16 protein-coding genes are annotated in these 23666 nt (G+C 50.1%); 10 read left to right on the top strand and 6 right to left on the bottom strand.

What is annotated here, in order from left to right:
* The first annotated feature begins 276 nt into the window (after positions 1–276).
* The 7 genes from MUG84_RS07675 (at position 277) to MUG84_RS07645 (ending at position 12198) form a co-directional block, all read left to right on the top strand.
* Positions 277–1347: an undecaprenyldiphospho-muramoylpentapeptide beta-N-acetylglucosaminyltransferase gene (locus MUG84_RS07675; RefSeq protein WP_244722884.1), complete on the top strand. Its 1071-nt coding sequence runs from the start codon at positions 277–279 to the stop codon at positions 1345–1347.
* Positions 1348–1445: 98 nt separating this feature from the next.
* On the top strand, positions 1446–4766 hold the full coding sequence (locus tag MUG84_RS07670; protein ID WP_244722880.1) for a DEAD/DEAH box helicase: 3321 nt from the start codon (positions 1446–1448) through the stop codon (positions 4764–4766).
* 229 nt (positions 4767–4995) lie between these two features.
* On the top strand, positions 4996–6105 hold the full coding sequence (locus tag MUG84_RS07665) for a hypothetical protein (RefSeq protein WP_244722878.1): 1110 nt from the start codon (positions 4996–4998) through the stop codon (positions 6103–6105).
* Positions 6106–6298: 193 nt separating this feature from the next.
* Positions 6299–8065 (top strand): glycoside hydrolase family 2 protein, encoded by a 1767-nt coding sequence (locus MUG84_RS07660; RefSeq protein WP_244722876.1) that lies wholly within the window; start codon positions 6299–6301, stop codon positions 8063–8065.
* A 205-nt stretch (positions 8066–8270) separates the two neighbouring features.
* A complete protein-coding gene (locus MUG84_RS07655; RefSeq protein WP_244722875.1) occupies positions 8271–10211 on the top strand; it encodes a DUF2207 domain-containing protein in 1941 nt (646 codons plus the stop codon).
* A gap of 131 nt (positions 10212–10342) precedes the next feature.
* Entirely contained in the window at positions 10343–11317 is a 975-nt protein-coding gene (locus MUG84_RS07650; protein ID WP_244722874.1) for a diaminopimelate dehydrogenase, read from the top strand.
* Between the two features lie 143 nt (positions 11318–11460).
* Positions 11461–12198, top strand: a complete 738-nt coding sequence (locus tag MUG84_RS07645) for an AAA family ATPase (RefSeq protein ID WP_425313180.1) — start codon at positions 11461–11463, stop codon at positions 12196–12198.
* A 246-nt stretch (positions 12199–12444) separates the two neighbouring features.
* Here MUG84_RS07645 and MUG84_RS07640 read toward each other — a convergent pair whose 3' ends face one another.
* Entirely contained in the window at positions 12445–12705 is a 261-nt protein-coding gene (locus MUG84_RS07640) for a hypothetical protein (RefSeq protein WP_244722872.1), read from the bottom strand.
* A 58-nt stretch (positions 12706–12763) separates the two neighbouring features.
* Positions 12764–13663 (bottom strand): oxygen-dependent tRNA uridine(34) hydroxylase TrhO, encoded by a 900-nt coding sequence (gene trhO, locus MUG84_RS07635; RefSeq protein WP_244722870.1) that lies wholly within the window; start codon positions 13661–13663, stop codon positions 12764–12766.
* Between the two features lie 153 nt (positions 13664–13816).
* Between trhO and MUG84_RS07630 the strand changes: the two genes are divergently transcribed.
* Positions 13817–13975 (top strand): hypothetical protein, encoded by a 159-nt coding sequence (locus MUG84_RS07630; RefSeq protein ID WP_244722868.1) that lies wholly within the window; start codon positions 13817–13819, stop codon positions 13973–13975.
* A gap of 45 nt (positions 13976–14020) precedes the next feature.
* Here the strand turns inward: MUG84_RS07630 and MUG84_RS07625 are convergent, their stop codons facing one another.
* The gene (locus tag MUG84_RS07625) at positions 14021–17284 is read right to left on the bottom strand and encodes a M60 family metallopeptidase (RefSeq protein WP_244722866.1); all 3264 of its coding nucleotides are present in this window, start codon (positions 17282–17284) and stop codon (positions 14021–14023) included.
* A gap of 715 nt (positions 17285–17999) precedes the next feature.
* On the opposite strand from MUG84_RS07625, the gene MUG84_RS07620 reads away from it, so the two are divergent.
* On the top strand, positions 18000–18812 hold the full coding sequence (locus tag MUG84_RS07620) for a M24B family metallopeptidase (RefSeq protein WP_244722844.1): 813 nt from the start codon (positions 18000–18002) through the stop codon (positions 18810–18812).
* Between the two features lie 252 nt (positions 18813–19064).
* Here MUG84_RS07620 and MUG84_RS07615 read toward each other — a convergent pair whose 3' ends face one another.
* The 3 genes from MUG84_RS07615 to MUG84_RS07605 all read right to left on the bottom strand — a co-directional run bounded on the left by MUG84_RS07615 (position 19065) and on the right by MUG84_RS07605 (position 22320).
* Positions 19065–19910, bottom strand: coding sequence for a carbohydrate ABC transporter permease (locus tag MUG84_RS07615; protein WP_244722841.1), 846 nt, complete (start codon positions 19908–19910; stop codon positions 19065–19067).
* A gap of 26 nt (positions 19911–19936) precedes the next feature.
* Positions 19937–20839 carry a carbohydrate ABC transporter permease gene (locus MUG84_RS07610; RefSeq protein WP_244722837.1) on the bottom strand — a complete coding sequence of 301 codons (903 nt, stop codon included), beginning with the start codon at positions 20837–20839 and terminating at the stop codon, positions 19937–19939.
* Between the two features lie 89 nt (positions 20840–20928).
* Positions 20929–22320, bottom strand: coding sequence for an ABC transporter substrate-binding protein (locus MUG84_RS07605; RefSeq protein WP_244722821.1), 1392 nt, complete (start codon positions 22318–22320; stop codon positions 20929–20931).
* A 229-nt stretch (positions 22321–22549) separates the two neighbouring features.
* Here MUG84_RS07605 and MUG84_RS07600 point away from each other — a divergent pair, with 229 nt between their 5' ends.
* Entirely contained in the window at positions 22550–23560 is a 1011-nt protein-coding gene (locus MUG84_RS07600) for a LacI family DNA-binding transcriptional regulator (RefSeq protein WP_244722818.1), read from the top strand.
* The last annotated feature ends 106 nt before the right edge of the window (positions 23561–23666 follow it).

Genomic DNA, 23666 nt, shown 5'->3' with positions numbered 1-23666 from the left:
CGGCATTTCACATTTTTTGAGAACAATCGGATATTTAAAAATGGACAGACGAATCCCGTTAAAGCTGCTTTATAAAAAATTCCGGATAATGCCATTGGAAGCTGATCAATCCGGCTGTTCGAAAAATGTTGTGCCACTGCTACCTCACCTCCTGCTTAAAAAAGTTATGTTCATTCTATCCATTTTTCCGTTAGATAGCAAGAGGCACCGGCGGTACTTATATAAAATCCAGCTGTATAATACAATAGCAACAGGATGCCATAGCAGGAGGTATTTATGAAGAAGGTTATGTTTACCGGCGGCGGGTCCGCTGGCCATGTGACTGTGAATATGGCGCTGATGCCGCTATTTTTGAATGAGGGCTGGTCCGTGGAGTATGTTGGTTCCGCGCAGGGGATCGAGAGAGAGTTGGTGGGCTCCCTTGACGAAGTGAACTATTTTCCGATATCGACAGGCAAACTGCGGAGGTACTTGGATATTCAGAACATGAAGGATCCTTTCAAGATTGCCAAGGGGGTGTACCAGGCCTACCGGTTGATCCGAAAACAGAAGCCGCAGGTGTTATTTTCAAAAGGGGGATTCGTTTCCGTACCGGTGGTTATTGGCGCATGGCTGAACAAAGTGCCCGTGATCATTCACGAATCGGATATTACGCCGGGTCTTGCGAACCGGATATCCATTCCGATGGCATCAGCCGTATGCACAACTTTCCCGGAGACGGCCGAACAGATAAGCAAGGATAAAACCCATTATGTAGGAGCCGTCATCCGCCAGGAGCTTAAGCAGGGGAATAGGGATCGGGGCAGGAACTACTGCGGTTTCCATAAAAATAAGCCCGTACTGCTGATCATGGGAGGAAGCCTTGGAGCACGGAAAATCAATGAAGCCGTTAGGGCGGCGCTTCCCGCACTTACAGAGAACTTCCAGATTGTCCATCTTTGTGGAAAAGGCCAGCTGGACCCAAGTATCGGCGTACCCGGTTACAAGCAGTACGAATACATAAACGAAGAGCTGCCGGACGTATTGGCCATGTCGGATATGGTGATTTCACGCGCCGGGTCCAACTCCATCTTCGAGTTTTTGTCGCTGCAGAAACCGATGCTGCTTATTCCGCTAACCAAACAGCAGAGCAGGGGCGATCAGATCCTCAATGCCCGTTCGTTCGAGAAGGCCGGGTACTGTCGGGTTCTTGAGGAGGATGGATTGAATGACGCTTCCCTGGTTTCCGGCGTGATGGAAGTATATAACAAACGTGATGAATTCATTGGCCGTATGAGAAATAATAAGCATTCGGATGCCCTTTCCGCTGTATTTCGCCTCATCAAAGAGACAGCGAAGCACCCCTAAACAGAGAACGCCAGTTCTCTGTTTTTCGCATTTTTCGTTCTTTTTATGGTATATTGAAAAGATGAAAATATGGTTTTTCGGAAAGGATTAATTCAATTATGCTGGCTTTTACCCCAGAGCGAATCAGGACCCTGTGCGGCGTCACAGGCTTTAAACGCGGAGAGACGATGGTGGAGCAGGGACAGGTGATGGTGGTGGAGCGAGATGACGAGGACCGCTGCCAGAGGGCTGTCGTGCAGGACCATGAAGTCTTTTACGTGCATATCGATATTGATGGATCGGACTTCAGCGCGGAATGCGAATGTGCAGCTTACGGTGGATATTATCCGTACTGCAAGCATATCGCGGCTGTGCTGATCTACATGCTGGAGGAGGAAAAAAACGGCGTGGAAGCGGTGGACCGGCGCAGAGGCGAGGTGGTGCCCCTGCCAACGCCCGGAGTTACATCCCGCGATATCCGGCTGACAGGCGGTTTGATCGAGCTGTTCGACAAGGCTGCCGACCAGGGCCGTGTAAGAGCGGGACAGCGGCTTGCCAATGCGCTAAAGGAAACGCTCAGCGTCGAATTCGTATGCAAAATTACAGATGAATTCCAACCGGACCCGAAATTTCGGATTGAAATGAAGGTCGGACTGAAGCGGTTGTATGTCGTGCAGAACATCCGGCAGCTGCTGCTTCATATCGAAGAAGGAAAGCCGCTGCCTTTTACCAAGCTGTTTACTTACGATCCAAGCCTGCATACCTTCCGGGATGAGGACTGGGCGGTCATCGAGCACCTGCTGCGCATAGCAGGCAGTGAGTTTGCTTATGACGAAACAGGGAGATTCTATGCCGGCTTCTCCACTTCAGGAAATCAACGTCTGTTGACCGTACCTCCCCTGGCCTGGGATTCGCTCCTGCCCCGATTGACTGCCGCGGGAGCGCTGCTGGAGAAGGATTTCGGCGAATCGGCTCTTATGGAAGCATCGGAGGACAGGCTGCCTGTCTCGTTTGATATTAGCAGCGGGAGCGGCAACGCTTACGGCTTGGAAATTCGGGGATTGAAAAGGGTCATGGTGATGAATGCCTACGGCTGCGCCGTTTTGGAAGGTAAAATATATCTTCTGCCGGAAGCTGAGCTGTATCTGCTGTCCGAGATGAAGTCGCTGCTGTACCGTCATGATCATATGAAGATCCAGGTGTCTCCGCATCAAATGGATGCGCTGATAGAAAGGGTCGTTCCCGGGCTCCGCAAAATCGGCAGCGTATCGGTGGATTCCGCCATTCGTGATCGGATCGTTCAGCCCAAGCTGTCTGCGAAGCTCTATCTTGACCGGGATGAAACGGCTCTCTATGCCCGGGTTGAATTTGTATACGGAGGCATTGTCATAGATGCCCTTGCCGACGATTGGGAAGCACGCAAGGATAGCGACCTGATCCTGGTCAGAGATACGGAGAAGGAGAAGAAGCTGCTGGATGTACTGAACTTGGGCGATTTTATCCGGCTCGATAAGGAATGGTCCCTATATCTGTCGGAGGAGGACAGCGTATATGACGTGCTGTTCCATCTGCTGCCGCGTCTTGATTCCTGGGTGGAGGTCTACGCTACGGATGGAGTCAAGCAGATGATGCATACGGGGCGCAAAGCACCCAAAATCAAGGCGGATACCGACCAAACGACTAATTGGCTGGAAATCAGCTTTGAGCTGGACGGGATCAGCGATAAGGAAATCCGCAAGATTCTGCTGAGCATCGTTGAGAAAAAGAAATATTACCGGCTGCCCGAAGGCTCATATCTTTCGCTTGAGGGAGATGCTTTTCAGCTGTTCGGCGAGCTGTATGATGAGCTGGGCATGAAAAAGGTAGACGTCACGGGAAGCCGCATGCAGCTTCCGGTATTCAGAGGGCTCCAGCTTAGGGGCCGGGACGGCGGCAGCCTTCAGCTCGGCAGATCTCTGCGCGGTTTACTGGATCATATGCTGCGTCCGGGGCATGGGGAATTTGCGGTTCCAGCCGAGCTTTCCCATGTACTGCGGGATTATCAGAAGGAAGGCTTCCAGTGGCTGAAAACGCTTGGGTCTTACCGCTTTGGTGGCATTCTGGCCGATGATATGGGGCTCGGCAAAACGCTGCAGAGCATCGCTTTTATTCTGTCTGAAGTCCGTGAGCAGACGGTTCGTCAGCCTGTACTGATCGTCGCCCCGGCTTCGCTTGTCTATAACTGGGAAAATGAATTCCATCGGTTTGCTCCATCGCTCAAGGTCCAAGTGGCTCTGGGAGGGAGGAAGGAACGGAGCGATATGCTTCTGCGCATGGCGGAGGCCGAGAACGGGTCTGAAGCAGCAGAGGAAGACAATGTTCCTGATCTTGATGCGGACGTCATTATTACGTCTTATCCTTCGCTGCGCAAGGATATCCGGATCTACAGGGAGATGGCGTTTAGCACCTTAATCTTGGACGAGGCCCAAGCCATTAAGAACTCTTCGACCCAGACCGCACAGGCAGTGCGGGAAATTACGACAGGGCGTAGATTCGCGCTGACTGGAACACCAATCGAAAATTCGGTTGACGAGCTATGGTCGATTTTTGACGCCGTCTTCCCGGGGCTTTTTGACGGGCTGAAAAATTTCCGCGGACTCTCCCGCGATCGCATTGCGCGGATTGTGCAGCCCTTTATCCTGCGCAGGCTGCGCGCGGATGTGCTGGAAGAGCTGCCTGAGCGGATCGAAACCGTGCAGCAGTCCGAGCTAAGCCGGGAACAGAAGAAGCTGTATGCCGCTTATCTCGAGGAATTCAAGGAAGAAACGATCCGTGATCTTGAATTCGAAGGCTTCCAGCGGAGCCGGATGAAAATATTGGCTGGGATCACCCGGCTGCGCCAGTTGTGCTGCCATCCCGCCTTGTTTGTGGACGGCTATGAGGGCGAATCGGGGAAGCTGCAGCAGCTGCTTGAAGTGGCTCAGGATTGCTTGGATAGCGGAAGACGGATTCTGATTTTCTCCCAGTTTACCAGCATGCTGCGCATGATTCGCAGCGAGCTCGGGAAGCTGGGGATTCCGGTCTTTTATCTGGATGGACAGACGCCGGCTAAAGAAAGGGTGGACATCTGTGCGCGCTTTAACGGCGGGGAGCATGACGTATTCCTCATCTCGCTGAAAGCCGGAGGTACGGGGCTTAATCTGACCGGAGCGGACACGGTGATCTTATATGATCTATGGTGGAATCCGGCGGTAGAGGAACAGGCCGCGGGACGTGCCCACCGGATGGGGCAGAAGAATGTCGTTCAGGTCATCCGCCTGGTCACCAAAGGAACCGTTGAGGAGAAGATGCTGGATCTTCAGCAGCGGAAAAAAGATTTGATCCGTGAAGTGATGGAGCCTGGCGAGGAGGTGCAGACCGCACTTACGGAACAGGAAATCCGCGAACTTCTTACACTGTAAAGGAGAATAGGGAATACACTGGAATACGGAATATAACAGAAGGGGGAAAATCCTTGTAAAAACATAGGATTTTTCCTCTTTTTGGCTATTGGCCCATGATTTCTTTATCCTTTTAAGGATTTATGAAGGATTTTCGGAGGGGATGGCGAAATGTAGCTACATAACTCTAGTCTATTTGACCTATGATCTGTGATCAATTCATGGATTTTGATATGAGGAGAAGAGTGATATGGGATATAGATCCAATGATGGCTTGAAATCATACATATGGCCAAGGCTGAGCAGCCATGGCAATGGTGGAGGTTCCATTGAAAGTGATGAAGGACAGCAGTTGTCCGCAGCTCCACCGGTTTTTACGGGGCAGGCTGTCACGGGAGTAGTAGCAGGGTTTACGTTCATGCAGCCTTTTCTTTCGCGGAAAATCCATAGCGATGCTTGCCTGAAACGGCAGGAGCTGATCGCGAAAAAGAACTCGAGACAGAAGCTGCAGGCCGACTGGAGCGATACGGACAAATCGGCCTTTGAGATCGAATGGTACAAGAACCAATTGGAATGGATCGAAACCATTCATCAGATATGCGGAGAGTCGGTTGACTGGGAGCGACTTGCTGCTTCAGCGCCGCCTTTCCGGAGGGGAGAGAGCGGGCCGCATGAAAAGCTGGCTGAAGCAGGCCTCGCGGATTATAAGCCGACCCGGATGCAGAAGCTGCTAAAGCAGGATGCTGCGGTGAAGCAGGAACTTCAGGACCAGATTGCTTTGGCAAGGGAGAAGGACCAGCAGGAATACTTGGAGTGGAAAAGCCTCACGGATTTTGCTATGAACATCCTAGAAGGGAACCGGACAGTATATCTTCGGGTTCTGGAGGAAATTGCGCCTCTTGAGGATCTGCTGGCCTTGGGTAGCGGACTGGAATATACTGTTCTCAGCGCAGAGGCTGTGGAAGTCGAGCTGGATGTAAATTCCGGCGAGATTATTCCACATGAGTCCAGGGCATTAACGGAGGATGGCGTTCTGTCGCGAAGCCGCTTAAGCAAAGAGGAATATCATGAACTTGAGCGGAAATACGTGTGCGGCTCTGTGCTGCGGATTGCCCGTGAACTGTTCGCACTGCTGCCGCTTACGACCGTTCTCATCCATGCCAGAGATACGAAGGCTAACCTGGAAACCGGGCAGGAGGAGTATGTAACGGTATTGTCCATTCGTTTCGAACGGAATGCACTGTCCAAAGTTAATTTGGATCAGGAGGCAGGTCCACAGCTTTTGACGCATTTTGAGCATCATATCCAGTTCGATGCGTCCACCGGCTTTGATCCGGTTGAGAAGCTGAGCCGGCCATAAAATACGATAGCCGCTATCACCGATCATTTTACCTGATGGATTCATCGGATGCAAAATGCCGCGGGAGAGCGGCTTTTTGATTTTTCGAAAGTAGATTATTAAAGGAATTGCCTCTACCTGTGGCAAAGAGATATAGCAGAGATTTTTGCAGAGGGAACGATCACTTCACAAACCGAAAGAAGGAGTTTTTGTGATGACGAATACGGTTCCAAGACCCGAATATCCGCGGCCGCAGTGGCAGCGGAAAGAATGGATGAATTTGAATGGAGCGTGGAGCTTTGCTTTTGACGATGAACGCAGGGGCGATGCCGGTCAGTGGTATAAGAGTGACAAGCATTTTGAACGGAGCATCATGGTGCCGTACACGTTTCAGAGCAAGCTGAGCGGCATTGGGGACCCTGGCTTTCATGATCTGGTCTGGTACAGTAGACACGTCCAGCTCCCGGCGGCCTGGGGCGGAAAACGAGTGATTCTCCATTTCGGCTCCGTCGATTATTCCGCGAAGGTGTGGGTGAACGGTCAGGTTGCCGCAATGCATGAAGGAGGACATACGCCGTTCTCGGCGGACATTACCGATCTGCTCGCAGTTCAGGACAATATCATTACAGTACGCGCAGAGGACTACAGCCGGGACGTGACGCTACCACGCGGCAAGCAGTTCTGGGAAGAAAACTCTGCCGGCATTTTCTATACCCGTACAACGGGGATCTGGCAGACGGTTTGGCTGGAGGCGGTGGATGCCGTCCATATCCGCAAGGTCAAATTCACGCCGGATCTGGACCGTGATGAAATCCGGATGCAGATGTTCTTCTCGTCCGTTCCTGCTGACAGTAGCGTTCAAGTCCAAGTGAACATTAGCTATGGCGGCAGTCTGGTGAAGGAAGATACGTTCAAGGTGACAGGAAGGGAAGAGACGAGGAGCATAGCGCTGAACACCTTCAACCAACATGGGGCGGACCGCTGGTGGTCGCCGGAGCGCCCGAACTTGTATGATGTTTCCTTTAAAGTGACTAAAGACGGCCGTGTGACCGATGAAGTCATGAGTTACTTCGGCATGCGCAAGGTATCCATCGAAAGCGGCAAGCTATGCCTGAACAACAGGCCGTATGAGCTGCGGCTTGTGCTCGATCAGGGCTACTGGCCTGAAAGTCTGTTGACGGCCCCTGCAGACGAATTGCTGATCCGCGATATTGATCTCACCAAAGAGATGGGCTTTAATGGTGTACGCAAGCATCAGAAGATGGAGGATCCCCGCTTTCTCTATTGGGCGGACCGGAAGGGACTTCTGGTATGGGGAGAATCGGCCAACGCCTGTGATTACTCAGAAGCTTATGTGCAGCGCTTCACCCGCGAGTGGCAGGAAGTCATCGAGCGGGATTATAACCATCCCTCCATTATCGCCTGGGTACCACTTAATGAAAGCTGGGGCGTTCCCAACATTCAGCATGATACGTTCCAGCAGCATCACGGTCTGGCGATGTATCATATGGTCAAGTCCCTTGACCAGACGCGTCCTGTTATTTTTAATGACGGCTGGGAGATGATCACAACCGATATCGTAGCGATTCATGATTATGAATGGCAGGAACAGATCCTGTCCGAGCGGTACCGTGATCTCAGCAGCACGCTTGCGGCGATGCCGGCAAACCGCCATGTTTTCGTCGGTGGAGGCCAATATGAAGGGCAGCCCGTCCTGATCACGGAATTTGGAGGCATCGCCTACAAAAAGAGCGAATGGGACGGCTGGGGGTATTCCGGTGCCGAAAACGAGGAGGATTACCTGAAGCGATTGCAGGCTGTCATCGGTCCGCTTCACCGTTCGCCGGTTATCCAAGGCTTCTGCTACACACAGCTGACCGATGTGGAGCAGGAGATTAACGGACTGCTCACCTATGACCGAGTGCCTAAAGTTCCGCTGGAACAGATCCGTCGTATCGTCATGAATCAATCCGTAGAATAAGCGTGAGACCGCGCCCCTTCACCGTGCATTGGAATGTATGCCGTGTGTTGGGGCTTCTATTTTTACGAAGATACTGAAGGCCGGATACTTCCCGCATTTTGGTTCCATATCCTCTTGCTCCGCTATAGGCAACTTTTGTTAATATAAAAAGAAAACACCCGGTAAGCAGAGAAAAAAGCAACAGTACCGGGATAGGAGTGAGTGGATGAAGAAATGGATGCTTACGACCGTAATTCTTGTTTTTGTATTGCTCATGACAGGCTGTGGCGACAAAAAGAGCTTCTCCATGGATCAAGTGGATACGAGAGCTTACGTCATGCCCGATGGGGATCTATATGTAGAGGAGCTATTCACGTACACGTTCAAAGGCAGCTTTGAAGGGACGACCAGATACATCGATCAGGGCGAACATAAGGGAATCGAGTTTTTCGAGGCCTATAATCCGCCCCAAGGAAAGAAGCTGGGCGAGTTCTCTTATGAAAATCTGGAGCGCTTGAACGTGGAATGGGATGAAGATAATGGTACGTATTATACATACAGCGGCGGTAAGGATGAAGTGAAGCAGGTTTATTACCGCTACCGCATCGATCAGGCTGCCGTCAGATACAGCGATGTGGGCAAGCTGGACTACAGCTTCTTTGAGAATAGCAACCAGGATATTCACCATGTGAATGTGGATGTGTTTCTGCCTTCAAGCTATAACAAAGCTGATGTACATGCCTTCCTGCATGACCGTACCGGAGGAACGATTGCGACCAGCGGCGAACCCGCGGTTCATTATGAGAACGAAAAGCTGTCCGAATTCGGAGACGCCGAGATGCTGCTGCTTTTCCCGCAGGACCAGCTGTCCCAGATGAAAGTCAGCCAGAAGGATGACTCTCTCAAACAGATGCTGACGGCTGAACAGAAGCGGGAAGACCAGCTGAAGCTACGCGAAGGAAGAATGCAGGCTGTCGATAAGATCATTAACGTCCTGCTGGTTGTTTTCCTTCTAGGAGCCGTTTTGTATTTGCTTTCCTGGAAAAGAATATCGGCATGGGTAAGCCGCGGCCAGGTTTCCAAGGAAGAGCTGGAGCAGCTGGACCCGCTGATGAAAACGTATATTTTCCGGAAAAGCAAGCTGACGCAAAAGGAATTGATTGCAGGGCTTTTGTCCCTGCGCAGCCGAGGATTTGTTACGGTCAAGGAGGTGCAGGCATCCTCACGTTTTCTGGAAGAGCCGACTGCTCCGGATACAACACTTCTGTTCACTTTTCAAGGCAACGTAGAGCAGCTGAACGCGGCTGACCGCCAGCTGATCGACTGGTTGTTCGAAGAGAAAAACGGAGTGAAGGTATTCCTGATGGACTCGCTCGCGGGACCTACGTTTAAAGAAAAGGAGAATGACCAGCTGATTGCGAAATACCGCAAAAATTCGCTAAAGCATGCGGAACAATTCAAGGAATGGAGAAATATTCTTGGCGTTACGGAGCCGTATGCGGATGAGGTCAGAGCGAATACACTGCTCAAATGGTTGGTTCCATTTATGGTCATCATCCATTATATTTTATTGCTGTATCTGTACTATGCGGATGCCGCATCCCGTTTAAGTATCGTTCTGATTGCGATTTTACTGGGAGCCGGAGGGCTGCTGACTTGTATCAAATACAAATCCAAGCTGTGGATTCTTCTCTACCATGCGGCCTGTTTTGTAATCGGAAGCCAGATCGTTCATGAAGAAAGCTCGGGAGGCTATTTGGTGCTCGTGATTTGTTCTGCACTGTTCGCCGCTGTGCTTCCGAGATACCGTCTATCCTGGAAAACGCAGCAGTACCGTTATGCGCTTAAAAATTGGAGAAAAGAGCTCCGTAAAGACCCGGGCACATCCGATGCGGATGCGGCTCAAATGGAGCGGGATGCGGAGCATGCGGTCCTGCTTGGTGTCATTCCGAAATATGTTCAACGTCTGAACTCTCAAAAGCAGAACGGTACGGCGACCAACGCTGCGGCCATACCGCTTCTGTTTAGCACCGATATATTAACGTCCATGCAGTACACGCAAAATCATCTCAGCTTCACTCCTTCGAGTTCTTCAGGAAGCTCGGACAGCAGCTACAGTGGTGGAGGAGGCGATGGTGGCGTAGAAGGAGGTACAGGGGCTTTTTAGTCCCTGTATTTTTATACAGAAAGTTTGTGCTTTTCCTCACATCGGATGACATGTATCCTTAAATCTGTTTATAATAGAGAACAGTAAGAATGAGAAAAATGACACTATATTGGTGGTTTTGGGAGGACTTTATGAAACAAATTACGGTTGGTATTGTGGGCTACGGAAATTTGGGAAGAGGCGTAGAAAAAGCGATCCGGCAAAACCCGGACCTGCAGCTTGAAGCGATCTTTACCCGTCGTGAGCCGAAGGGCGTAGAGGCTGGCGTACCGGTTGTACATATTTCGGAAGCGGAAAAATACATCGGTAAAATCGATGTAATGATTTTGTGCGGCGGTTCCGCAACGGATTTGCCTGAACAAGGCCCTGCTTTGGCTAAAATGTTCAACACGGTTGACAGCTTTGATACGCATGCGCGTATTCCTGAATATTTTGCGACGGTGGATGCCGAAGCGGCGGCTGCCGGACATGTCAGCGTCATCTCTACGGGCTGGGATCCAGGTCTCTTCTCGCTGAACCGGATGCTTGCTGAAGCCATTTTGCCTGAAGGCAAAGAATACACTTTCTGGGGCCGCGGCGTGAGCCAAGGACACTCTGATGCGATCCGCCGTGTCGAAGGCGTAAAAAATGGCGTGCAGTACACCATCCCGGTGGAAGATGCGGTTGCCAAAGTACGTGCCGGAGAAAATCCGGAGCTGACTACCCGTCAAAAGCATCTGCGTGAATGCTTCGTTGTTGCCGAAGAAGGCGCGGATCAAGCCCGCATCGAAAAAGAAATCAAAGAAATGCCGAACTACTTCTCTGACTATGACACAACCGTGAACTTCATCAGCGAAGAAGAGCTGAAAGCCAATCATTCAGCTATGCCTCACGGCGGTACCGTGCTGCGCAGCGGACGTACTGGCGAGAACAGCACTCAAATCATCGAATTCGGTCTGAAGCTGGACAGCAATCCCGAGTTTACTGCCAGCGTGCTGGTAGCATATGCACGTGCGGCTGCGAAGTTGTCTGCAAAAGGAGACAAAGGCGCCAAAACGGTATTCGATATTCCGTTCGGCATGCTGTCGCCTAAATCGGCAGAACAGCTGCGTAAGGAATTGCTGTAATTTTTAACCGGACAAGTTGTAATAAGGGTATCATTCCATCCATAATGGGTAGGATGATGCCTTTTTATTTAGGGTATACAAGGCTCGAAATGAAAGGAGCTGATCTACTCTTGTTGGACGCGCGTTCTTTGTATTTGCGTAGTATGATGCTGAAAAGGGAGGAGGTTCCTTCCTTCCGAACCTATCCCTTTAGCCTGCCGGCAGTCCATGATTTCTATAGTCTGTCCTTTCAAAAACCGGTTACGTTTATTGTCGGCGAGAACGGTTCGGGAAAGTCGACGCTGCTGGAAGCGATGGCGATCGCTTGGGGATTTAATCCCGAGGGCGGAACGATGAACTTTTCCTTCGAGACACAGGCTTCCCATTCAGAACTGCATCAATATCTACGGCTGGCCCGGGGCGTGATGAGGCCGAAGGACGGCTTTTTCTTCCGTGCGGAAAGCTACTATAACGTAGCGACGAATATCGATGAATTAGATGCACAAGAATGGAGCCTCGGTCCTCCCATCAAAGATGCATACGGCGGTAAGTCACTTCATGAACAGTCTCACGGCGAATCCTTCTTTGCAACATTTATGCACCGATTCGGAGGTCGGGGACTGTATCTGATGGACGAACCGGAAGCCGCCCTATCTCCGCTGAAACAGCTGTCCATGCTGACGCGCATGCATCAGCTGGTCACTAAGCAATCGCAATTTATAATCGCGACGCATTCACCGATCCTGATGTCCTACCCGTATGCCGAGATCTGGCTGCTGGACGAAAACGGCATGCGCCAGGTGGAGCTAGAGGACACGGAGCATTACATTATTACCCGGAAAATGATGAACAACCGCGAGCAGATGCTGGACATTTTGCTGGAAGAAGAGACATCGGAGTAATACCCAAAAAAGCTGTCCCAAGTGAGTTGCGCCTCCAAGTGTTAGTAGTATCTAACCGTTGGGGTGCAATCACTTTTGATACAGCCTTTTTTAGTGCTATGTGCTATGTAGATGTAGTTATGAACTAGCGGGAAAGGGCGACAGGGACATTCCTTCAGACGTGAAGAGTTTAGTATGAATATGCTTGCACCAGGAAGAAACGGGAGACTCTGAAAAGTTGGAAGTGAAAGAGAAAATGTTAAATTGTCAGATGTAATGAACCATCTTCGAACAGAGGGGAGATAATCCTTTTTGTTTAAATTGATGAATCAGCAGAAAACCAGCGGAGAGGGCAGACGAATGCGTACAAGCGCCAGCGGTCGCCTTTGTCTCCGGATTTTCACCTATAAAAATTAGTTCATGAAAATCTGGAGACAACAGCGATGGGAGCATCGTCTGATCTCGCAGCGTCTCCAGTGCGCCACAGCTTTTTTTCCGATCAACACAAAAAACAGGCGGCTGCACCATAGGACTCATACGCTCCTAAAGTACAGCCGCCTGCTCTTTTAAAGCAAACTTCTCATATTTACGCCTTCACAGCCATAACAGCTTCTCTGCACTCGTCAGAGCAGAAGGATTGATGTTCTTCTTCGCAATCGGTGCAGCAAACATGCTGCTTGTTGCATACAGGGTTCGCGCAGTTGATGTAGCGGTCTTCCGTTTTGCCGCAGTGATGGCATTTAGCGATGACCACATCTTCTTCGGTACGGTTGATCGGCACGGAGATTCGCTCGTCGAACACATAACATTTGCCATCCCACAAATGGCCTTTTACTTCCGGATCTTTACCGTAAGTGACGATGCCGCCCTCTAGCTGGGATACGTCCTGAAAGCCTTCCTTAATCAGGAAGCCGGTCAATTTCTCGCAGCGGACGCCTCCGGTGCAGTAAGTAAGGACCGTTTTGTCCTTGTACTGTTCCAGGTTATTACGGATCCATTCCGGAAACTCGCGGGACGATTTCACGTCCGGACGGATGGCACCACGGAAATGGCCGATTTCGTACTCGTAATCGTTGCGGCCGTCGATGACCACAACGTCGTTCCGCTGCAGCATTTCATGCCATTCTACCGGAGACAAATGCTTACCGCCAATGACATTCGGGTCGATCTCCTCTTCGAAACGGAATGTAACCAGTTCCTGCTTATGACGCACGAAAATTTTCTTGAACGCATGTCCTTCGGACTCGTCGATCTTAAACACCGTGTCGGCAAACAACGGGTTGGCCTTCAGGTCGTTCATGTATTTTTCGGTTTGCTCAACCGTTCCGGACAGCGTACCGTTAATGCCTTCCGATGCTATCAAAATGCGTCCTTTGACGCCGAGATCCTTGCAATATTGAAGGTGTTCTGCAGTAAACTGCTCTGGATCAGGAATGTTAACGAATTTATAATATAACAAAATACGGTAATCTTTAGTTGCTGTCATTATTTCTTCACCTATCTTGTAAATTTATCTTTTTATTGTAGATGAACCTGCCATCCATAGTCAACTTAAAAAGTATGTAATGCTCCCTATTATCACCAGCTCGGAACTGAATTAATCACCCTGTTATAACGTCATTTGCTCGGATTCTGAACTGTGAACTTGCTCCAGTTTGTTGTTTTCCCGTCCGGACAGCTTCTGAAAGACAGGGATAGCAAACAGGCAGCGCGTAAATACGAGGATGCATTCCCTCCGGTACGTTTGGTTCTGTCCGCCGCTGAAACGTTCCAAGCTTCAGCGGGCCCGGAACAGTAAAAGCCTAAGAACTTCCGGGCGGGAAGTTCTTAGGCTCGAAACGAATTAATGCGACGCTTTATCCGCCAGATATGCGATATCCGCCAGAAGCAGGTCCGCGAACGGCTGAACGATCTTTCTGCCGGCCTGGGCTGTCACTTCGTTCGCAAGCGCGTTCAGCAATTCGGCAGCTTCTTTTCCGTTAAGCTGCTGCTTCTGCATTTGCTTCACTTTGGCCTGCAGGCTGTTCAGCACGCCTTCGTTCGTAATCCAGCCTTTGCCGCCGGCAAGCGTCAGCACCTTGTCCAGATGATCGATATCCAGAGTCACGCTTAACGTAAACTCGCTTTCGGTTCGGTTGCCCGCTTTATCCGTCGCCAAGACTTGAATGACATGATCGCCAGGAGCAAGGGTGAGCGGCTCGATCACAAGCGGATTGCCGGCGAGCGCTCCGTCCAGCTTGACTTCCGAGGATTGCACGCCGCTGCCCGCGTCCGAAATTGTAAAGCCGATTTGTAGCGGCTCCGTCTGATAAACGGACATCGTCACCGTAGACGACGTAATGACAGGAGGCGCATTGTCAACAACGACTTGAGCCGTTGTTTTATAGGCTGCATCCCATGTTGAAGCCGTAATCTTCGCCTTTCCTTCGCCGACGGCCGTTACGACGCCGTTCTTGTCAACGGTCGCCACACTCGGGTTGCTTGTGAACCAAACGACGTCCTTCCGGACATCTCCCGCGTCGGGAAGAGACGATACAGTCGCGGTAAGGGGCGCCGATTTGTTCGAGCCAAGATTCAAGTCGAGCTCGGTTTTGTCGAGCGTTATGCCGGTAAGCTTGTTCGGCGCTTCGCGCAGCGTCCATACAGGAACCGCCGGCTTCGGTAAATTCATGGCAAGCACCTTTTGCTTCGCCGCATCCGTATATTTCAGCGCCCATTTATCGAAAAACTCCAGCAAATTGTTGCCGCTGATTTCGCTCGCTTTAATGACGAACAAATCGACCTTCTCCTGATCGCTCGCATCCATCAGCGTCTTGCCTTCCGGGATTTCGCGATAAAGCTTGTGCATCTTGGTATAGAACTCCCAACCGTAGGCGAGCTGAAGCTGTTTGAACATGACCAGCCGGTTCCAGACATCGTTCGTTTTGGTGCCATCGTATTTGTCTTTGTTGAAATCTTTGTTCGGATCGGTGCTGTTTATAAAGTCGAAGGCCAGATCGTAAATCGATTTGCCGTTCGAATTGAGCAGGTTAAGCCGCGAGCCGCTGCCGAACATTTCCTGCGCGTACAACGAGTAAATATTGACGGTCGCTTCGACGACCGCTCCCCATGTCCATGCCAGCTGTTGATATTCATGACCCGTTTCGTGCCACCAGCCCCAGCCCTGCAGGCCTTCCATCCCGTAAACGGTTACGGCGTCGATGGCGCTCCCGTTCACATGGAACATAATCGGGTAGCCCGCGTGCAACCAGCCCCCGCTGATCTCAGCGTCTCCGACATAGCGGAACGAAAGATTCGGGCTGCGGTGCGGCTCGTCTTGATCCGGCGACAGACCAGCCAAACGATCCATGCCGTCGATCATTTCATTCCATTTCTTGAGCACTTCGTCCGGATTGTCCAGGCTGCGGACGTATTCGGTCGGTACCGTAATGATCGCTCTGCCCGAATTTAGCTCTGCCCATGGAGCCGGATAGTTCCGGATCGTGTTTTTCCAGTCGTCCAGGTTCGTTTGTCCCATTATGTAGTAGGGGGCATTCACAGCTCCGCTTATTTTGGCCTGAATTTTGACGCCCGGATCCGGCTTTGTCGGAATGATATAGACTAGCCCGCCGTACGGATTTGCAATTTTATTGGTTCCCGGCTTCAGCTGCATTTTGCGGGTGATGAGTGGCGCGCGAACCCACTGCTGCAAAGGAAGGTTCGACAGGCTGTCCGTATGGGCGCCGATTTGCACCTCGAGGTTGGCCGTTCCGGCCGGAACTTCGACAGTGATTTCTTTGCCTGCAGGCGCGTATAGCCCGGTGCTGATCCAATTTTGCGGAGGATAACCCATACGCAAATAATCGAATGTGGAATAATTGTAGTCCACCTCGATCGTTTTGCCGTTAACGACCGGGGCATCGTCCGGCACCTTGCCAGGGAACGCATCCGCGAACGGAGACTTCGTTCCGCTTGGGTCTCTATAAATACGATCAAGGACGACAGGGAGTAAAGCGCCGCTGTACGGCTTGACGATCGGATTGATCGGCAGCGTATCCTGCTGGATGGCAGCCGAATCGGTATGCACCGTCTCATAGATCGAGCTGACGGGTGTAAGCGCCGTGAACGTGCCGCTTAGCGTCGCACTCAGCACCTTCAGCTTCATGGCGGTGTCCGCTCCGGGGAAGCCGATTTGCACGTCATCGATTGAGCGGGTGCCCGCTTCGACGGCTTTCGCCTCCGTCATGACCTTGACGGTATGGTAATGGTTCGAGAGCTCGGCCGTGAGAATCGGCGTCGTTCCGCCTTGGGACGAGGCGACGCTGTTCATCAAGCTCAAGCCGAACGTATTCAGTAATCTTTGGATCGGATAATCGCTATTCAACGAGGCCGTTTCTCTGCCGTCAGGCAATGAAACATAAGCGAATTGCTCCAGCACCCAGCCCTTGATCGTCACGATCAGTCTTCCGCCGTTCCGGACGTACGCCTCAAGAAGAGGGCGTTCTTCCTCACTGACATATTGGTAATCGATGTATGCGACGGGGTTTTTCGCCGGATCGAGGAGCGGGCTTCCGCTGGCATCTTTGTCTGCCCAGGAGGCGACTTTTACGACATTGACAGGGACGCCGACCGGAACTTCAAAGTCTTCGGTTTTCGTGATGAGGGATATGCTCCCGTTTCCGTTCAGCGCATCGGCATATGTTTTGCTCAGGCCTTCGGTCATCCAGTGCATGATGTTACGCGCAAGAATGCCCTTTTTATCGGCCTGATCTGTCGTCAGCTTGAAGTAAGCTTCGTCGCCCGCGACCAGAACGCGGCCGGTGCCATAATAGGAGGCCCCGATAAAGGGCGTCGTATCCGGGTGGGCAGCCACTGCAAAAGCCGTCTCCCCGATCGCGGCCACGCCGCCAACCCAGGAGCCTTCCGACGTCGGGATGCCGTCCAAATCACGGTACAGTACGTCGAAGTCCCTCTGGGATACGGGAGAGCTGGTAACCGGGGCGCTTTCAAGTACGACATTATACGGAACCGGCTGAGCCGCCGTATCTGCCGCATAGGCTGCCGATTGTAATAATGTCGTTGTCACTGTCAATGCACAAACTGTCGAAAGTAATGTTCGTTTTTTCATGAACGATTCACACTCCGTTACCAAATTTGTACTGCGTATTCAGAGCCTGAAGATTCCCTCCTCCATAAGACAGCGTTTTCACGCCCGGATTTTTATGTAAACAGGCGAGACCGGTATGATCTCTCCCAGATACACCATAATTTCAAGGAATAATGTTCATGATGCTCGAAAGACGAAACCGAAAATTGGGCATAGTCATCCAAAAGAGCTGTATTTCTTTGGAGACAATCGTACGAAAATGAAAGCAGAACATGTAATATTCTGAGGTGGAGGCATATCCTTGAAGGTTTTTGAACGGATAATGGGGTGAAAGTAACGAACTTATTCTGTAGTTTTCGATAGCCAAAACATTTTCATAATTTGGGCCAAATGTTTTTATGGAAATAAGTGTATCAATAACCTTCATTTACTGTCAATGAAACTTATTGTCAAATAATTGGGGACTTTTGGGGTGTTTTCGGGGCGAAGAGCAAGGAATGAATTCTCATATCCAAACTTTTGTCTTTTTTTTGTCCATTTTCATAATAAGATAGTGGTGATATTTGGATATTAAAGACAGGGGGAGTGTGGAGACGTGGAACAAACCTTTTTTGTAAACAACCGTCGTTTCTTCCATGCGGCCGTGACGAACTATGACTACAAGAGCGTTTCTTTCGACCTCGAACGCCGAGGGTTTCATGAGTTTCCGAGCCGGGCGGAGCTGTTTGCGCGCAAGGTGCGGGAGCAATACCCGGTACTCGAGGTGCATAATCTGTACCGGCTGGTCAGCCGCCTGCGCATGTTCAAATCACAAGAGGAGATTGCGAAAATGAAGCGCGCCATCGAGATTACGAAGGACGGCATCGAGCGCATTGCGTCTCATATGCGTCCGGGTATCAACGAAGCGGAGCTAGAAGCGCACTTCTCGTTCAACCTGCGCGTGTCGGGCTCGAAACATTATGCTTTTGACCCAATCGTGGCTGGCGGCGCCCGCGCGACCGTGCTGCATTATGAAGATAACGAACAAGTTGTGCAAGACGGCGAGCTTGTGCTGATCGACATCGGTGCGGAATTCGACCATTACAACGCGGACATTACACGCACGTTACCGGTGAGCGGCACGTTCAGCGAGCGCCAGAAGTCGATTTACAATCTGGTACTAAAGGCGGAGCTGGAAGTCATTAAGGCGATCAAGCCGGGTATTCCGTTCGCCAATTTGAACGAAATCACCAAACAAGTGTTGGCCGAAGGGTGCAAGGATCTCGGCTTGATCGGGAACGATCAGGAGTTGGCTAACTTCTATTATCACGGGGTCAGCCACGGCCTTGGACTTGATACGCATGACGTCGGCGATTACAACATAGAGCTGCAGCCGGGTATGGTGCTAACCGTGGAGCCGGGAATCTACATCACTGAAGAAGGCATTGGAATCCGCATCGAGGACGACGTGCTTGTCACGGCAGACGGCTGCGAAGTGCTCTCGGAAGGCATTTTGAAGACGGTTGATGAGATCGAAGCGTTCATGGCGAAAGCCAATGCGGCAAGATAAAGGCATGTAATTACCGAGGGCATAATGGCAGCAGCAAAGGCGAGCAAAAGAACGGGTAGGGGGAAGAAGCGGAGCGGCCGTAACACCCCCCTACCCGTTTCTCTCTCCAAAAACAAACGTAATTCGCAACTCTAATGGCGCCGCAAGGCGGGATGGCAAGGAGCACTCTTATTGAGTATTTACTGATGAGCCTGGATGCGAGAGCCAATGCGAGACCCCAGCATATGTACATGTTGTATTGATAAGAAAGCTTTATTTGATGGCGCCCGCTGTTATACCGCTGGCAATTTGGCGCTGGAAGAACATGTAGATAATGAGAACCGGAACAATGGTAATGAGCAGCCCTGCGAAAAGAGGACCCCATTCTGTACGGTATTGCATTTGCGCCTGCATCATGGCGATCCCGACAGGCAGGGTGTAGTGCACCGGATCGTTGACCAGAATAGTACCGATAATGTATTCGTTCCAAATGTTCAGCACGTTGACGATTCCTACCGTGATCAGACCAGGCTGAGACAGAGGGAGCATCACTCTGAAGAAAATGCCGAAATAGGATGCACCATCGATGGCGGCGGCTTCCTCCAATTCTGTAGGCAGGCTTTTGAAAAAACCGACCAGAACGAAGATGCCGAAGGCAATCAAAGTGGAGGCATACACAAGAATCAGACCAAAGGAAGAGTTGGTCAGGTGCATGGAGTTGAGCAGGAAAAACAGTGGAATTAGCGCAAGGCTGAAAGGAATCATCATGGATGCGATGTAGATCAGATACAGCACATTGCTGCCTTTGAACGGGTATCTTGCCAGTATGTAGGCAGTGGTTGCTGCCAGAAACAGTCCCAGCAAAGTCGATCCAATCGTGACCACAACGGAGTTCATAAAGTATTTATCGAAGCTGAATTCGCTCCAAACATACGTGAAGTTGCTCCACAGCAGCGGAAAGTCCGGCAGAGACCAAGGCATTTTCCGGAAAAACTGATCATTGTTTTTGAGAGCGTCGAGCAGTGTCCACAGCAGCGGATAAAGCACCGACAGACTCCAGATGATCAGAATAGCGTAGAATATGATTTTATATATTGGATTTAAACCGCCTGTTTTCATAGTTTGTTCCTCCTGGGCTTTCTAAATCAGCTGATTTCAATCGTTTCCTGGTGCATTAAACGCTGCAGTACGATGGTTGTAATAAGTGAAACGATCAAAATCAGTACGCCGATGGCTGCGCCGTAACCGAAGTGGTATTGGGTAAAGGCCATTTGGTACAAGTAGGAACCCATTACCTGGGTCGAGTTGTCAGGACCGCCGCTTGTCATGAGCATGACGATGACAAAGGAACCGTTCAGTGTCGTCATCATAATATTCAGGATGGACACCTTCATCTGCTCCCAGATGAGAGGCAGAGTAATGTAGCGGAACTGCGTCCATTGTCCGGCGCCTTCAAGACCGGAGGCCTCGTAATAAGATTCCGGGATGCTTTGAATGGCTGCGATCATGAGAATCATGTAGAAGCCGATACCCGCCCAGATGGCCGGAGGCAGAAGCATCCAGATCGTATGGCTAGTAAAGCCGAGCCATGTAATGTCTACCTTGTCTTTGGTGAACAAAGATAGAAAAGAGTTCAAAAAGCCGATTTGGGGATTATAAATGAAATTCCATAGTACGCCGATAACGACAACAGAGATCACATTCGGAATGAAGAAGATCGAGCGGAAAAAGCTGGACAATTTGAATCGGAAACGGGTTAAGGCGATGGCAAAAAAGGTTGCCAAAATCATAATGCCGATAATTTTGCCGACGACGAGAAAGTAGTCATTGCCCATGGAGTTCCAGATAATCGGGTCATGAATCATTTCTTTAAAGTTGTCCAGACCGATAAACTTTTTATGATCCGACGAGCCTGACCAGTCGAACAAGGAATAATACATTGCCTGTACAACAGGATAAATCGTAAACAGACAGAAGAACAGAAACGTGGGTAGAATGAAGGTTGCTATAAACAGGTTACGCTGCCACTTGGTTGTTCCCAATTTCATCCGGTTATCCTGCCTTTCCAAAATAATTTAAGGAGGATGACCGAAGAGTATATCCTCGCCATCCTCCGCCTTAATTCTCTGCAGATATATTATTTAGATACTTTTTTTGCTGCTTCTACGACACGTTCAACCCATTGTTCAGGAGTGATTTTACTGATGGTCAGAGCGTCTGTAGCGTCCTCCATAACCTTTACAACGTCGGCGTTGAAGGTAATGGCAGGAACGACGACAGTGTTTGGATCGGTCAGGAATTTAGCTGCGTCCTTAACATGGCCTGGCGCGTTGGAAGCGCTGATATCGCCCTTGATATTGGAAGGAGCGCCGCTGAGCTCTGCCCATTGGGAAGCTTGAGCTTTGGAGAATATGAATTCCAGGAATGCTTTTGCAGCTTCTTTGTTCTTTGCATTTTTCGCGATGGCTACGTTAGCTGTGGATGTGTTCGCAACGACTTTACCGCCGGCATCTTGCGTAACCGAAGGAATAAATCCGAAAGTGAACCCGCCTGGAATGTCTTTAGCCATTTCGTTAGGCAGCCAGAGACCGTTCGGAATAAAGGCATCCTTATGCTGCAGGAAGAGCATTTGGGAATCCGTATGGTTGATTTGGATGGAAGCTTTGTCGATGAACCCTTTATCGCGAAGCTCCACGATTTTGTTCAGGGCAGTCAGAACAGCAGGATTCTGGAAAGCTTCAACCTTGGAAGCAGCCATGTCTTGAAGGATCGAAATGTCGTTGTTATTCGCAGAAACGATGGCAGGATAGAGGATGGAAGCGTTAATGTAGTACGGATATTTACCTGTGTGGATGAAAGGTGTTATTCCGGCGGCTTTGATCTTGTCGCTCACGGACATGAAGGACTGCCAGTCGGTTGGCTCATCCCATCCTTTTTCTTTAAAGAGGGCTTTATCCCAGAATACACCCCATGAGTTTAGAACGAGAGGGATGTCATATACTTTTCCGTCAAACTGCTGTGGAGGCTGTGCCAAAATATCTGAGATCTTCTCGCCGTCGATGTTTTTGGCATCCTTTATCCAGTCGGTCAGATCTTCGAGTTGTCCGTCATCGACCATTTGGCGGTCATTCAGGTTAGGTCCGTCGATGTATACGAAATCCGGTGGATTGCCTCCAACCCAGCGGGGTTTCATTTGATCATTGATCTTAGGTCCGGCGTTTTCTTTAATTTTCAGATCAGGGTTTGCAGCTTGGAAGTCAGCGATGACTTTCTTCCACCATTTATCGCCGTATCCGCCTACAAAGTACTGGATTTCAAAATCACCTGTGAGTTTCTTAGCTCCATTGTCGGTGTTTTCGGTCTTGGTTCCGTTATCCGTTTGGGTTTTTGGTGCTTCTGTTTTTGGTGTTTCTGTCTTTGGTGCCTCCGGTTGTTTGGCCTCATCTTTGGAGCTGCCGCAGCCTGTAAGTGGGGCTATAGCGAGTAAAGCAGCAATACCGAGTGCAGCCCATTTTGTTTTTGGGATCATCAAAGCTAACCCTCCTTAATTATGTGTTCGATGCGATAAAAATTTCCCGTATAACCCTATCCATAGCTTATTCAGTCTCGTACGAAATAGAAGAGGGTTACTTACAAAGCTTGTCAGAAAGAGAAAAACCGGAGGGTTGTATTCGATTTTGACAGGATATCGACACTATGATTTAATATGTGAATATATGAACGTTTTTAAAATTTAAGCAGCAGGAGGAGGTGAGAGGATGGCAACGATTAAGGATGTAGCAAAACATGCGAACGTTTCAACAACGGTAGTTTCCAAGGCATTGAACGGGTATACCGATGTAAGTGAAGAGACAAGGAAAAAGGTTTTGAAAGCAGTTGAAGACTTGAATTATTCTCCGAATATGCTTGCCAAAAACCTGAAGCAGAAAGTAACCAAATCCATCGCCCTTATTTTCTCGAATTTTGAGTATTCCAACGGCAAAGACGGCGTTTTGTTCAAAATGATGACAGGTATTTTTGAGGCGGCATCACATTATAATTATGAGGTGCTGCTCTATACCCGCAGCTTGTCGGAGCAGCAGGACAAATCGTATTGGCAGTTCTGCAAGGAGCATAAGGTTTCCGGAGCCGTTATTACCGGTCTGAAAACGACCGACCCGTATTTTCTGGAAATTGTGGACAGCAACTTTCCCTGTGTCGTTATTGACGCGGATATTACAGGGACCAACACCGGCTCGATTATGACCGATAACGTGGAGGCTGCAAAATGCGCCGTACAGCATTTGGTGAACCATGGGCACCGCCGGATCGGCATGGTGAACGGGCACAACTATGCGGTTGTCAGTAAAGAACGGCAGGAGGGATATCGTCAGGCGCTGGAACAGAACGACATTGACTATGACCCGTCGATTGTCGTTAATGGCGATTATACCGAAGAGTATGCTTATGAATTGGCAGACTCTTATCTGCAAGCTCATCCGGAGATGACGGCCATATTTTTTGCCAGCGATTTGATGGCGATCGGGTTTATGAGCCGGTGCCGGGAGCTGAATATTCATGTGCCTAAAAGGTTATCCATTATCGGCTTCGACGATATTGTACTTTCGAGCTATACGACGCCAAGGCTGACCACGGTGCATCAGGATTTTCAGCACATGGCTTTTATGGCCTTTGAGCAGGTCATCGGTATTCTGGAGAAGAGGGAAGCAGGGCAGCATCAAAAAATTTCATTTCATTTGGTTGACAGGGAATCTGTAGCGATGCTATAATCACGTCGGAAGCGCTTTCAGGTAAAGTAATATTTTTTTGAGGAGTTCGAAATCGATTTCGTTTCAATGAAATCAAGGCTTTTAGAGACAGACAGGAGTTGAAACG

Source organism: Paenibacillus mangrovi, from assembly GCF_022898935.1.
Taxonomy (GTDB): Bacteria; Bacillota; Bacilli; order Paenibacillales; family Paenibacillaceae; genus Paenibacillus_AQ; species Paenibacillus_AQ mangrovi.
The sequence above is the reverse complement of the archived record's forward strand: the minus strand, read 5'-3'. Positions and strand labels throughout refer to the sequence as shown.